Origin of the sequence: Staphylococcus equorum, assembly GCF_029024965.1 — a bacterium.
Taxonomy (GTDB): domain Bacteria; phylum Bacillota; class Bacilli; order Staphylococcales; family Staphylococcaceae; genus Staphylococcus; species Staphylococcus equorum.
The window spans coordinates 1,516,433-1,529,914 of record NZ_CP118982.1 but is presented as its reverse complement, the minus strand read 5'-3'; the positions used below and the strand labels follow the sequence as shown (position 1 = coordinate 1,529,914).

General features: G+C 31.3%; 11 protein-coding genes. 10 read left to right on the top strand and 1 reads right to left on the bottom strand.

Annotated elements, in window-relative coordinates:
* The first annotated feature begins 14 nt into the window (after positions 1-14).
* The 10 genes from glcT to PYW44_RS07415 all read left to right on the top strand — a co-directional run bounded on the left by glcT (position 15) and on the right by PYW44_RS07415 (position 12,761).
* Entirely contained in the window at positions 15-869 is an 855-nt protein-coding gene (gene glcT, locus PYW44_RS07460) for a glucose PTS transporter transcription antiterminator GlcT (RefSeq protein ID WP_021338800.1), read from the top strand.
* Between the two features lie 343 nt (positions 870-1,212).
* The gene (locus tag PYW44_RS07455; RefSeq protein ID WP_021338801.1) at positions 1,213-2,310 is read left to right on the top strand and encodes an acyltransferase family protein; all 1,098 of its coding nucleotides are present in this window, start codon (positions 1,213-1,215) and stop codon (positions 2,308-2,310) included.
* A gap of 339 nt (positions 2,311-2,649) precedes the next feature.
* Complete coding sequence (locus PYW44_RS07450) at positions 2,650-3,876, top strand: AI-2E family transporter (RefSeq protein WP_002507685.1); 1,227 nt, start codon at positions 2,650-2,652, stop codon at positions 3,874-3,876.
* A 323-nt stretch (positions 3,877-4,199) separates the two neighbouring features.
* Positions 4,200-6,725 (top strand): bifunctional lysylphosphatidylglycerol flippase/synthetase MprF, encoded by a 2,526-nt coding sequence (gene mprF, locus PYW44_RS07445; RefSeq protein WP_021338802.1) that lies wholly within the window; start codon positions 4,200-4,202, stop codon positions 6,723-6,725.
* Between the two features lie 447 nt (positions 6,726-7,172).
* Positions 7,173-7,736, top strand: a complete 564-nt coding sequence (locus PYW44_RS07440) for a hypothetical protein (RefSeq protein WP_021338803.1) — start codon at positions 7,173-7,175, stop codon at positions 7,734-7,736.
* 226 nt (positions 7,737-7,962) lie between these two features.
* The gene (locus PYW44_RS07435) at positions 7,963-8,961 is read left to right on the top strand and encodes a LacI family DNA-binding transcriptional regulator (protein ID WP_021338804.1); all 999 of its coding nucleotides are present in this window, start codon (positions 7,963-7,965) and stop codon (positions 8,959-8,961) included.
* Between the two features lie 44 nt (positions 8,962-9,005).
* Positions 9,006-9,395, top strand: a complete 390-nt coding sequence (rbsD, locus tag PYW44_RS07430) for a D-ribose pyranase (RefSeq protein WP_021338805.1) — start codon at positions 9,006-9,008, stop codon at positions 9,393-9,395.
* Between the two features lie 12 nt (positions 9,396-9,407).
* Complete coding sequence (locus PYW44_RS07425; RefSeq protein ID WP_115076007.1) at positions 9,408-10,901, top strand: sugar ABC transporter ATP-binding protein; 1,494 nt, start codon at positions 9,408-9,410, stop codon at positions 10,899-10,901.
* On the top strand, positions 10,888-11,829 hold the full coding sequence (locus PYW44_RS07420; RefSeq protein ID WP_002507678.1) for an ABC transporter permease: 942 nt from the start codon (positions 10,888-10,890) through the stop codon (positions 11,827-11,829). Before PYW44_RS07425 ends, PYW44_RS07420 begins: the two co-directional genes overlap by 14 nt.
* Positions 11,830-11,846: 17 nt before the next feature.
* The gene (locus PYW44_RS07415; RefSeq protein WP_021338807.1) at positions 11,847-12,761 is read left to right on the top strand and encodes a D-ribose ABC transporter substrate-binding protein; all 915 of its coding nucleotides are present in this window, start codon (positions 11,847-11,849) and stop codon (positions 12,759-12,761) included.
* Positions 12,762-12,871: 110 nt separating this feature from the next.
* On the opposite strand, the gene msrA is transcribed toward PYW44_RS07415, so the two are convergent.
* Positions 12,872-13,375, bottom strand: a complete 504-nt coding sequence (msrA, locus tag PYW44_RS07410; RefSeq protein ID WP_031265910.1) for a peptide-methionine (S)-S-oxide reductase MsrA — start codon at positions 13,373-13,375, stop codon at positions 12,872-12,874.
* Positions 13,376-13,482 lie beyond the last annotated feature (107 nt).

The window sequence follows — 13,482 nt, the reverse complement described above, 5'->3', positions numbered from 1 at the left end:
GAAGGATGAGTGACATGAGTTCTTACCTTATTACAAAGGTTTTAAATAACAATGTAATTATTTGTACTAATGAAATGCAAGAATATGTATTAATTGCAAAAGGCATTGGTTTTAATAAAAAGATTGGAATGACATTACATGAAAACCAATCCATTGAAAAATTATATATATTAGATCAAAAATCACAACAAGATCATTATAAAACATTGGTTGAATTAGCTGATGATAACTTGATACAAGCCGTGATCGACGCAGTAAATATTATTACCAATTCGGTAATGAAAATAGATAATCAAAAATTGGTTGTATCGTTAACAGATCACATTATTTTTGCTTATAAGCGTATGAAACAAAACCAATTAATTAATAATCCATTCGTAATGGAAACAAAGCAATTATATGGTGAGGCATATGAAATAGCAGAAAAAGTAATTGAACGATTAAACCATGTTTTAGAAGTGAATTTTCCAGAAGATGAGATTGGTTTTATCGCATTACATATTGCTTCTAATACTGATACAATGTCCATACGTGAGATGGAAAAGATAAATGAATTAATTAATAAAAGTATCTTTATTTTAGAGCATGATTTGAAACATACAATAGATAAAGAAACAGTTCAATATCAACGGTTTATTAGACACATTCAATTTTTAATAAGAAGATTAAATAAAGGAGAAGTATTACAAAAAACAAGTGCGTTTGAAGAATTATTAAAAACGCAGTATCCTTTGTGTTTTAATATCGCCTTGAAAATAATGAAAATGTTGCAACAAGAACTGAATGTTACTGTATATGAGGCAGAGGTCATTTATTTAACATTACATGTTTATCATTTTATGGTTGATAAGCCGTCAGATCAAACATAATTTAATTAATTACGAAATCGAACAATGATATAAACTTATGTATTAAACTTATTATATGACCCAGTTAATACTGCTAATAACACCTAGTCATTTCAAATGACTAGGTGTTATTTTTAAAACTCACAAACTAAATTAAAGAATTTTGTTATTTTAATTTATAATTTAGATAAAAAGTAATTTTACTTTTTAAAAAGGTTGAAATGTAAAGAGTATTTAGACAATATTAAATAACATATAATAATGTATTAAGATTTAAAATTTCAGCGCCAACAAGGTTTACAGCTTATGATGAACATTATAGACTTAGTCTTCAGGTTAATTATGAGTAGGGGGCTACAGTTACGTGAAGTATTATGATGAAGTGCCTATTATAAGAGCAGTAGCGGCTATGTTAGTTGTAGCAATTCATACAGTCAATAGTATTGGTTATTCAGCTTCAACAGGCGAATTTACTTCTGACGCTTTAGGATATATCAATCAAATGGCAAGATTAGGGACGCCTATATTTGCTGTTATTAGTGCTTTTTTATTGACTATATCAGTTATTAATAGAGGATTTAGTTTAAATTACTTTATGAAATCTAGATTTAGTAAAATCTTTATCCCTTACATAATTTGGACGATTTTTTATTTGTTATATAGAGAATATTTTTTACATAACCTTGAGGACGACGGTAAGTTAATTAACTATTTCGTTTATGGTAAAGCTAATTTTCATTTATACTTTATTTTGACTGTCATTCAATTTTATTTTCTTTTTCCATTTGTGCATAAATTTAAAAAAGGTTGGCCAATCATATCGGTTTTCATTTTAGCGACCATTGTCAACGTTGTTTGGATCATCATTCAGCCAATTTCATTGGGTGGCGGAGGCGTCGAACGCTTTGTTAATGATAAACTGTTTATTTTGAATTGGATTTCATTCTTTATGCTAGGTATTGTATATGCTAAATATTATAATGAAATAAAAGAATTGATATTTAAGTATAAGACGCTGCTTTCTATAATTATTGCAATATTATTTATAGATTTACTTATCAGTATTGATTTAGAAAATCTCAATAGTTCAATCACAATTTCGAACATCATTTATATTCCTTTCTTTATCGTTTTTCTTAATTACATGTATGAGCATGTTAAGAAAAATAAAGTTGTATTAAATACGTTAACTGTAATTGGTAACTATTCAATGGGGATTTACTTAGTCCATTATGTTGCCATACAGTTTGTGAAAAGATTACCAATTGTAGAGAACATAGCACCACAAAGTAAATTGGTGAGCGTCTTTATTGCAGCAGTTGCACTATCAGTATTATTAGTATACTTAATTGGCAAATTACCTTATGGCAATTATATCGTTCCGATTCCCAAAAAGAAGACTAATAAAAATAAAGTTATTACCGAAGAACCAGTTCGTGAAAATGAACCTACTTTAAATTAATAATTTAGTGCTTTCGCATTATTGTAGAATCTATTAACGTCTAGGCAAACCAAGCAAATCATCATGTTTGGTTTGTTCTTTTTTATTAAAAGATGTAGTAGTACAAAAATAATGAAAGTAATGTTGTCTTTTATTTATGTGTATAATTTCTCGAAAAGATTCTTACAATATATAATGTGGTAAAATATATGTTTGGAAGATGACGAATGTGTTAATATTAATATTAGCAAATAAATCGACAACACATTAACATATTTTACGTTCGTAGTTTTGTACTACATTTTGTATCATTTTAATGTGAAATTATAATTTAGAATCAAATTAAGGTATGGTGAGTATATGTCGAATGAAGAAAATATAAAGCAAGAAAAAAAGAGTGGAAAAGATAAATTGAAACTGAGTTTTCCAGAAACCCGCTTCATGAAGTTTTTAGGCGGTAAAGATTTACTTTTTGGTTTGTTGATTTTAATATTAGTAGGTTTCTCAATTTTTATATTTGATCAAGTTTCTTACATTTTCAAACCATTTATTATCGTATTTAATACGCTTGCAGCACCTATCATTGTTTCAATTATTCTCTATTATTTATTTAACCCGGTAGTTAATTTAATGGAACGATATAATATTCCAAGAGTTTGGGGCGTTATCATTTTATTCCTACTCATCGTTGGTGTAATATCATTGGCAATTAATCTACTTATCCCAGTGATTGGGTCTCAATTCAAAAGTTTTGGTAATAATTTCCCATACTATGTCGATAAAGTGAATCAATTTATTGATAGTCTTACTAAATTTTCTGTGATATCTAATTTCTATACGCAGATTCAAGATCAACTTGATACTTTAGCCAAAAAATTACCAAGTATGGTTTCTGATTATTTTAATGGTTTTGGATCTAAAGTTAAGAATTTTGCTGAAGCATTAGTCAATGTTGGTGTAGTAATTGCAACAACACCATTTGTATTATTCTTTATGTTAAAAGATGGTTATCGTTTTAAAGATTTTTCTACAAAATTAATGCCACCAAAATTCAGAAAAGATTTTCATGATTTATTAGACAAAATGAGTGTTCAAGTAGGTTCTTATATCCAAGGACAAATTGTTGTTTCGTTCTGTATTGGAATTCTATTATTTATTGGTTATAGTATTATCGGATTAGATTATAGTTTAATCTTAGCATCTATTGCAGCTGTAACGAGTGTAGTACCTTATATTGGTCCTACGATTGCTATTTCACCTGCAATTATCATTGCATTAATTACTTCGCCAATTATGTTATTGAAATTAATTGTCGTGTGGACGGCTGTACAATTTATTGAAGGGCACTTTATTTCACCGAATGTAATGGGTAAAACACTGAAAATACATCCACTAACAATTATTTTCATCTTGTTAAGTGCGGGTAACTTACTCGGTGTAGTTGGTGTTATTTTAGGTATACCAGCTTACGCTATTTTGAAAGTGCTTATTTCACACTTATATTCTATGTATAAACGTAGATATAATAAATATTATGGTCAAGATGCAGGTGAGTATCAAACTTCATCAGAAGAAGAAATTCGTTAATATTAACGTATCTTCAATTAGATTGCACAGTAGCTATCTGATACCTAAATAAAGTTTTTTTCAAGTTCCTGTATTACATGTTATAGTCAGTCTTATAGAGTGGGGATAGGAAATCAGTTTTTGATTTCTTATTCACGCTCTTTTTTTATACGAAAACAAGTTTTAGTATTATTTTAGTCTAGTGTGCATCGTATAAATGATTTAAATGAAAGCCACCTAACAATTATGTTATATAGATGTCATTAAAAATTTATTTATTATATTTTAGTGTTGTGCTATATTTTTTATGACACAATAGAAACACTGAAAAGAGAAGTGAAAATATGTCTAAGGAATTAAGAATTAAATTATTTTCTATATTAAAAATAGTATTTGCAGTTACATTATTTATTTTTGTTGTTTTCACATTATATAAAGAACTCTCACATATTAATCTTAAAGAAACAGTAAAATCATTTGGGGATATTAATAGAGTATGGTTAGTGGCTTTATTCTTAAGTGGTGGTTTATCTATTATTGTATTATCACTTTATGATGTCCTCTTAGTAAAAACGTTAAAGTTGAAACTCTCTTTATTGAAAACCATTCGTATTGGTTATATTGTAAATGCACTTAATGCTGTCGTAGGATTTGGAGGTTTTATTGGTGCAAGTGTACGTTTCTTATTGTACAAGAATGCAACCGATGATAAAAAGGCGTTAGTGCATACAATCTCTATTGTTTTAATATCAATGTTAACAGGACTTAGTTTACTGTCTATCCTTGTAGTGATTCAAGTATTTGACGTGACGCATATATTTAGTCCTTTTCCGTGGATTCGTTGGTTATTGTATATTGTGGCGCTATTTTTACCAATATTTATTATAATAACTTATATAAAACCAGTTAAACAATCACATAAATTACTTGGTGTTTATTGCACAGTTGTTTCTGGTGTTGAATGGATGATAGCTTCATTTGTATTATATATGGCTTTAGTCATTGTAGGCATCCACATACCATTTACGACATTTATTGGTATTTTTATTATTGCGTCATTATCAGGTTTGATTAGTTTTATCCCTGGTGGATTTGGAACATTTGATTTAGTCGTCTTATTAGGTTTGAAAAGCTTAAATGTACCGGAAGAAGAAATTGTTTTAGCATTATTACTCTATCGTTTTGCTTATTATTTATTCCCAGTGTTAATCGCGCTGATTCTTTCTACATTTGAATTCAAGAGTACTGCAAAACGCTATTGGGAAGATTCAAAGCTTATGTTACCAGTGAAAGATATGACATCACTTGTAGCATCGTATCAAAAAGATATTATTGCAAGAGTACCGTCGTTTGCAATTGCGGTATTACTGATGTATACAAGCTTAATATCTTTTTTAAATAACATGACGATTATATATGATGGTTTATATGATCCTAATCATTATATTTATTACATTATCGTATCAGTGCATACATCGGCATGTTTACTTTTATTATTAAATATAATTGGTGTATATCATCTATCTAAACGTGCTATTTTATTTTCAATGATTTCGATTAGTTTAATATTTATTGTTACAGCCTATACTTATGCTTCTTTTATACTACTGAGTTGGCTTGCAGTTATGTTTGTCCTACTATTGGTATTTTATAGACGTTCGAATACAATTAAAAGACCATTTAGATATACAAGGTTATGGTTAAGTGTCGCTGTAGGTTCACTTATTTTGTATACTAATCATATTGTTATAGATGGTACATTCTATACATTAGATATTTATCATTTGGAAATGGACAGTTCAATATTAAGGTATTATTTCTGGTTTACGATTTTACTCGTTGCTATTATTGTGGGTGTAATCGTCTGGTGGTTTGAGTATCGTTATAGAGTAAAGAATAGAAGTAATAATATTGCAATGTGCGAAGCAATCATAGCGCAATATGGCGGTAACTATTTAAGCCATTTAATATACAGTGGAGATAAGTATTATTTTATCAATGAAAAAGAAGATGCCTTTATTATGTATCGTTATAAATACAGTGCATATATTGTATTAGGTGACCCAGTAGGCAATCCAGAATCATTTCATGAATTATTAGAGACGTTTTACCGTGAAGCGCAATACTTAGGATACGATGTGATTTTTTATCAAGTAAGTGATAAATATATGTCACTTTACCATGATTTTGGCAATCAATTTTTCAAGTTAGGTGAAGAAGCGGTTATAGATTTAACTACATTTACTACATCAGGTAAAAAGAAACGTGGCTTACGTGCAACATTAAATAAGTTTGATGATTTTAATCTAACTTTTGAAGTTTTAGAACCATCGTTTTCACCCGAATTACTTGCGGAGTTGAAAAACATTAGTGACGATTGGCTAGCAGAAAGAAATGAAATGCATTTTTCTGTAGGTAGCTTTAATGAGCATTATTTATCGCAAGCACCTATAGCGGTCATTAAAGATAAAAATGAAGCTATCATCGCATTTTGTACCTTTATGCCTACGTATTACAAAGCAACACTTTCTGTAGATTTAATTCGTTGGAAGCCAGATAGTAAGTTACCTTTAATGGATGGTTTATATTTGAATATGTTGTTATGGGCAAAGGCGCATAATTATGAGCACTTTAACATGGGTATGGCTACATTATCTAATGTAGGGCAAGTGCCGTTCTCATTTTATGGAGAGAGAATCGCAGGTAGAGTGTTTGAGCATTTTAATGGTTTGTATAGATTTCAAGGTCTCAGAAGATACAAAGAGAAATTTAATCCTATTTGGGAACCGAGATTTTTAGTTTATAGAAAACATCATTCATTATGGCTTAGTATGTTAAAAGTGATGCGTGTAATTAGAAAGCATAAATAAGAAGTAATAAATATAAAAGCAACCAACACACGTTTATGTGTTGGTTGCTTTTTTAAGGAGTTTAAAAGTGTTTAATGGTTTCTGTAGTTAATATCTGGAGAAGTTATTAACTACTTTAAATAAACTAACTGGTAGAACTGTTCTAAATATCATTTGACTCTAACTATATATGAATTTCTCGTTACCCCTTTGTTAAGGTATAATTATAATATATCATCATCAGAAAACGCTTTCAATGATGGAAAGTAAGATTATTCAAATAAAAAATGACATTTTATCTACATAATTTCCTTTTAAAATTTAATTGTATTATTACTACTCACTAAGAGTGGAACGCTCGCTAAAAATAAGATTGCATTATAATTATTTAATATTAAAAATAGATTCAATCAGTTCATCATTTGTAGTAAGATATAAAATAAATTAAAAATATTGGGGCGTATTAAAATGAAGAAAATCATAATTAGTATTATCTTAGCCTTATTAGTCATTGCATTAATTGTTGCTGGCACGTTTTTATACCAATCTCTTAATTCTAATTATAAAGGGACAAAACAAGTTTCTCAGAGTAACGAGCACAATAAAGAAAAAAGTAACGGTCATCCGCCGAAAATAGATGTGTTAGCGCAGCAATTTAGCACAGATTTCATGAATCATGATACAAGACATGGTTATCATAAAGTATCAAAGGGCATGCACAAAGATAAAATAGAAGCTGAATTTGGTAAAAGTGAGCAAACAATTGATATGGCCGGTGTGAAAGTTGTTAAATACGGTAACATTGGGGTTCACTACACGAATCATAAAGTGAGCCGCTTCTTTATCATACCGGAAGACGTGAATGTCCAACAATTTAGACAAGTACATGGTACAAGAACAATAAACTACGAAAAAAATACAATGATTTATGATGATAATCCTAATAATAAATTTTCGGTAAAAGTTTATGTAGGTCAAAATGGTGAAATTAAGGGGATAGAAAGTATTGATCAAGTAACCGGTAATCGTTAAAAAGTACAATGTGGTAATTTTGCTATTTAATATAACTAGATCAATAGTCTTAGTATTGAACGACATTACATATAATTTGATAAAGGCATTGATATGTAAGAGCGGTATTCTAAAGTTAAAAGAATACCGTTTTTTATTTTAAAAAACTGCAAATATCTCTACAGAAAATTAATCTAATAAATAGAACATATGATTGTTCTATTAAATTATAAAAAGGTGTGGTAATATGAAAGCGGTTACACAAATTGAGGTGATTGCATTGGCAACTATAAAAGAAGTAGCTCAATTGGCAGGATGCTCAGTAGCAACTGTCTCTAGAGCAATCAATAATAATGGTTACGTAAAAGCACAAACAAGAGCACAAATTGAAAGTGCGATTAGCGAGCTGAATTATCAACCGAATGAAGCGGCACGTACGCTGTATAAGCGAAAATCTAAAATGATAGGATTATTGCTTCCAGATATTAGTAATCCGTTTTTCACACTTATTGCTCGTGGAGTAGAAGATGTCGCTTTAGCACACGGTTACCAAGTATTGATAGGTAATAGCGATAACGATATTGATAAAGCGAAAAATTATCTTTCTACATTTGTAGCACACAATTGTACGGGTATGATTTCAACAGCACTAAATGAAAATGTAATTGAAAATACACTTCATTCATATGGTATTCCATTTGTATTTGTTGATCGCATTCATGATGGCAATAAAGGGATTTCAACAAATCATTTTGAAGGTGGCCAACTCCAAGCTCAATTAATCATTGAAGGACAGGCACAGCATGTATTAATCGTGCATTCTGATTTAAATGTACGTGCATTCCATTCACGCGTGAATGGTGTAGAAACAGTACTCAACCAACATAATGTGTCATATTGCCGTTGTGAAGAAGACCAAATAGATGACGAAGCACAATTTATTAAACAAATACGGCAAAATCATATCGATAGCATTATATGTAGTAATGATTTAATTGCGATTAAAATATTAGGTGTTATTCAACAACATGGATTTAAAGTGCCGAATGAGATACAACTTGTTGGCTATGATGACATACCATTTGCAAAAATGACATTTCCTCAAATTACAACAATAGACCAATCGGCATACCGTATAGGTGAGCTTGCTGTATCGAAACTACTCAATTTATATGAGGAGGGAGACGAACATCACGTTGATCAAGTAGCAATTACAGTGAGGCGAAGGGAAAGTACGAGATTTTAATGCGCAACATGTAACGGGTTACATAAAATTTTAGGAGTGATTGAATGTATAAGACAGGTATATTAAATAGTGAAATTTCAAAATTGTTAAGTGATTTAGGGCATACAGATCAAATTATCATTGCAGATTGTGGACTTCCAGTTCCAGAAGGTGTGAAAAAGATTGATCTAGCATTGGAATTTGGAAAGCCTTCTTTTATAGAAGTGTTTAATCTTATAAAAAAACATATGGAAATCGAGCAAATGACATTAGCTGAAGAAATGATAACGCAAAACACGACATTATACCAGACATTATCAGATGAAAATATTGAAATTCAAACGACATCACATGAGCAATTCAAAGTCCAAAGTAAAACAGTTAAAGCCATCATTCGCACAGGCGAAGCTAAACCATTTGCTAATGTCGTACTAACAAGCGGTGTTTTATTTTAAGGGGTGAATAAGATGATAAAGATGGAACAAATATATAAATCATTTGGGCAAAATGACGTATTAAGAGGCGTGGATTTTGAAATCGGTGATGGTGAGATACATGCCTTAATGGGAGAAAATGGTGCTGGAAAAAGTACATTGATGAAAATACTCACTGGTGTATATAAGTCGGATAGTGGGTCTGTGGAAGAAAACGGTGAAGCGATTCAATTTAAAAATACCAAAGACGCGGAACTTAATGGTGTGTCGTTCATACAACAAGAGTTAAATATATGGCCTAATTTAACGGTATTAGAAAATTTATTTCTCGGTAAAGAGGAAACAAAGTTCTTAAGTATTGTTGATAATAAAGCGATGAAAAAACAGGCGAATGCTATTTTCAAAAAGTTGAATATTAATATTGACTTAAATAAAGAAGCGGGTGCTTTATCTGTAGGTATGCAACAGATGTTAGAAATTAGTAAAGCTTTAATGCAAGATTCAAAAGTCATTATTATGGATGAGCCTACTGCAGCATTAACAAATAACGAGATTGATATTTTATTTGAACAAATTCGAAAACTAAAAAGTGAAGGCGTGTCATTTGTCTATATCTCTCATAGAATGGAAGAAATTTTCAGTATTTCAGATCGTATTACAGTAATGCGAGACGGACGTTCTATTTTAACTTCTGCAACTGCAGATACAACAAATGCGAAGATTGTTAAGGCAATGATTGGTAGAGACTTAGATAATCAATACCCAGATAGACATTACACACAAGATGAGGAAGTTGTTCTTTCTGTTAAAAACCTCAGTTCAACTGAACATAAATTGAATGATATTCACTTTAATCTACATAAAGGTGAAATTTTAGGTTTTAGCGGATTGATGGGTGCAGGACGTTCTGAAATTATGCGTGTATTGTTCGGTTTAGATAAAGGGCATATGCAAGTAACGCTCAATAATAAACAATTACAGATAAATAATCCTAATCAATCTATCAAACAAGGCTTAGCATTTATCACAGAGAACAGAAAAGAAGAAGGTTTGGTGCTGCAAGATTCAATATTAGAAAATATCTCATTACCAGCGTTGAAAAGTTTTTCGAAATCCGGCTTTTTAACACGAAGTTCTATGGAGCAATATGCAGAACAAATGATTCAACGCTTGAATATTAAAGGTAAGAAAAATGATGCTTGTGTGGATTTATCAGGTGGTAACCAGCAAAAAGTTGTGATTGCCAAATGGATAGCGACTGCGCCACATGTTCTCATATTAGACGAGCCTACGCGTGGTATTGATGTAGGTGCGAAAAGAGAGATTTATCAATTGATGAATGAATTGACCGAACGAGGCATGTCTATCATTATGATTTCATCAGAATTACCTGAAATCATAGGTATGAGTGATAGAGTGGCCGTTGTGCATGAAGGAAATATTGCAGGCGTGTTAGAGAAAGCATCATTAACAGAAGAACGTATTATGACATTAGCTACTGGAGGGGAAGTACATGACACAGTCTAAATTATCAATTTCATATTTAGAAAAAATAATTCCATTTATTGGGTTAATCTTATTAGTTATTATCATTAGTGCATTAAACAGTGCATTTTTAGAACCATCCAACTTATTTAATTTACTGAGACAAGTATCGATTAATGGACTCATTGCATTTGGTATGACATTTGTTATTTTAACGGGCGGTATTGATTTGTCGGTCGGTTCTACATTGGCGTTATCAAGTGCAATGGTAGCAATTTTAATGGTATCAGGTGTAGATTCAATAATTGCCCTATTACTTGGATGTATCTTTGGTGCAGTTTTAGGGGCAGTTAATGGTTTGTTAATTACTTTAGGTAAGATGGCACCATTTATCGCAACGTTGGCTACTATGACCGTCTTTAGGGGCTTAACACTCGTAATTACGGATGGTAACCCGATTACAAACTTAAATGGGAGCTATGCATTCCAATTATTTGGTCGTGGTTACTTTTTAGGCATACCTGTTCCGGCAGTCACAATGTTTGTTACGTTTATCATTTTATATATTTTGCTACATAAAACAGTATTTGGTAGACAAACTTATGCTATGGGAGGTAATGAGAAGGCAGCATTTATTTCTGGTATTAAAGTAAATAAATTAAAAATCATGATTTATAGCTTAGCTGGCTTAATGTCGGCAATGGCAGGTGCAATATTAACATCACGTTTAAACTCTGCTCAACCAACAGCAGGGATGTCATATGAGCTAGATGCGATTGCAGCCGTTGTACTGGGTGGTACATCACTTACGGGTGGTAAGGGACGCATACTCGGTACATTAATCGGTGTACTTATTATCGGTGTGTTAAACAATGGTTTGAACTTATTAGGAGTTTCATCATTCTATCAACAGGTTGTTAAAGGTGTAGTGATTATCATAGCTGTATTAATTGATAGAAAGAATAAATAGTGTGGGAGGTTAACAAGATGAAAAAAATATTAATCAGTGCAATTGCTATTTTATTATTTTTAACAGGATGTTCACTTGAGTCTCCTTTGGAAAATAATGATGGTGGTAAGTCAGATAAGAAAAAATCTGATATTGTCGTCGGTGTAAGTATATCCACGTTAAACAACCCATTTTTTGTGAAAATTAAAGATGGTATTGAAGACGAGGCAAAAAAACAAGGTGTTAAAGTGAAGTTTGCAGATGCGCAAGATGATGCAGCAAAACAAGCAAACGATATTGATGATTTAATACAGCAAAATGTAGATTATCTTATTGTGAATCCTACAGACTCAGATGCAATTTCTGGTAGTATACAAATAGCGAATGATCAGAATATACCAGTAGTAACCTTAGATAGAGAAGTTGCTAAAGGGGAAGTCGCTTCATTTATTGCGTCAGATAACGTTAAAGGTGGGGAAATGGCTGCAAACCTCATCGTTGATAAATTTGGAAAAGGTACTAAAGTTGCAGAGTTAGAAGGTATACCTGGGGCAAGTGCTACAAGAGAACGTGGTAAAGGGTTCCATAACGTAGCAGATGACTCACTTGATGTGGTATCCAAACAAAGTGCGAAATTTAATAGAACAGAAGGATTGAACGTAACTCAAAATATTATTCAAGCACATCCAGATATTAAAGCCATCTTTGCACAAAATGATGAAATGGCATTAGGCGCAATAGAAGCGGTTGGCAGCAAAGATATTAAAGTTATTGGTTTCGATGGTAATGAAGATGCAATTAAATCAGTAGACAAAGGTAAGTTATATGCTACGGTCGCGCAACAACCTGATTTGATGGGTGAAGAAAGTTTGAAAACAGTAATAGATTTACACAATGGTAAGGAAATAGAGAAGAAGAATAAGATTCCATTAGAAATGAAAAAACAAGAGTAGTAGCTAAAAATAGCTTGAAACGCTATAGCATATTAATAAGTGAGTACGATCATATAGTATAAGAAAGCCGGATGCATAGAAGATATGCTCCGGCTTTTATGATTGATTTGTTAATGCTTATAATTTTGACGTTCATCTTGTTCTTCGGCATAACGCTCTGGATTTTTTTTATAAAATTCTTGATGTTCTGCTTCAGCTTTATAAAATTTAGAAGCGGGCAAGATTTGAGTTGCAATTGCTTTGTCTCTATTAATCGTGTGTTTTAATTTTTCGATATACGTTTCAGCTACTTCCTTTTGATTGTCATTAGAATAAAAAATAGCTGTCTTATACTGTGAACCTCTATCTTGGAATTGTCCGCCGTCATCAGTTGGATCTATTACAGAAAAGAAAATTTCTAATAATTTATTATATGAAAACAATGCGACATCATATTCGATTTCGACGGTTTCATAATGCCCAGTGTTGCCAGTCTTGACTTGTTCATATGACGGGTTATCAACTGTACCTCCCATATAACCAGAGGTTACTTGTTCAATACCTTCATACGTGTCAAAAGGCTTGACCATACACCAAAAGCAACCTCCGGCGAAGTATGCTTTGTTTATATTCATGCTTAACATCCTTTCTGTATTAGACCTTAGTACCATATATTAAGATATTACTTGATTTTTATACTCTTTTTATATAACTTTAATATATGTTAATTATAGTACATAGA

Bases quoted from the DNA above. Each gene is read 5' to 3' on its own strand.
- glcT (WP_021338800.1), top strand. From the start codon at position 15: ATGAGTTCTTACCTTATTACAAAGGTTTTAAATAACAATGTAATTATT.
- PYW44_RS07450 (WP_002507685.1), top strand. From the start codon at position 2,650: ATGTCGAATGAAGAAAATATAAAGCAAGAAAAAAAGAGTGGAAAAGAT.
- mprF (WP_021338802.1), top strand. From the start codon at position 4,200: ATGTCTAAGGAATTAAGAATTAAATTATTTTCTATATTAAAAATAGTA.
- PYW44_RS07440 (WP_021338803.1), top strand. From the start codon at position 7,173: ATGAAGAAAATCATAATTAGTATTATCTTAGCCTTATTAGTCATTGCA.
- PYW44_RS07435 (WP_021338804.1), top strand. From the start codon at position 7,963: ATGAAAGCGGTTACACAAATTGAGGTGATTGCATTGGCAACTATAAAA.
- rbsD (WP_021338805.1), top strand. From the start codon at position 9,006: ATGTATAAGACAGGTATATTAAATAGTGAAATTTCAAAATTGTTAAGT.
- PYW44_RS07425 (WP_115076007.1), top strand. From the start codon at position 9,408: ATGATAAAGATGGAACAAATATATAAATCATTTGGGCAAAATGACGTA.
- PYW44_RS07420 (WP_002507678.1), top strand. From the start codon at position 10,888: ATGACACAGTCTAAATTATCAATTTCATATTTAGAAAAAATAATTCCA.
- PYW44_RS07415 (WP_021338807.1), top strand. From the start codon at position 11,847: ATGAAAAAAATATTAATCAGTGCAATTGCTATTTTATTATTTTTAACA.
- msrA (WP_031265910.1), bottom strand. From the start codon at position 13,375: ATGAATATAAACAAAGCATACTTCGCCGGAGGTTGCTTTTGGTGTATG.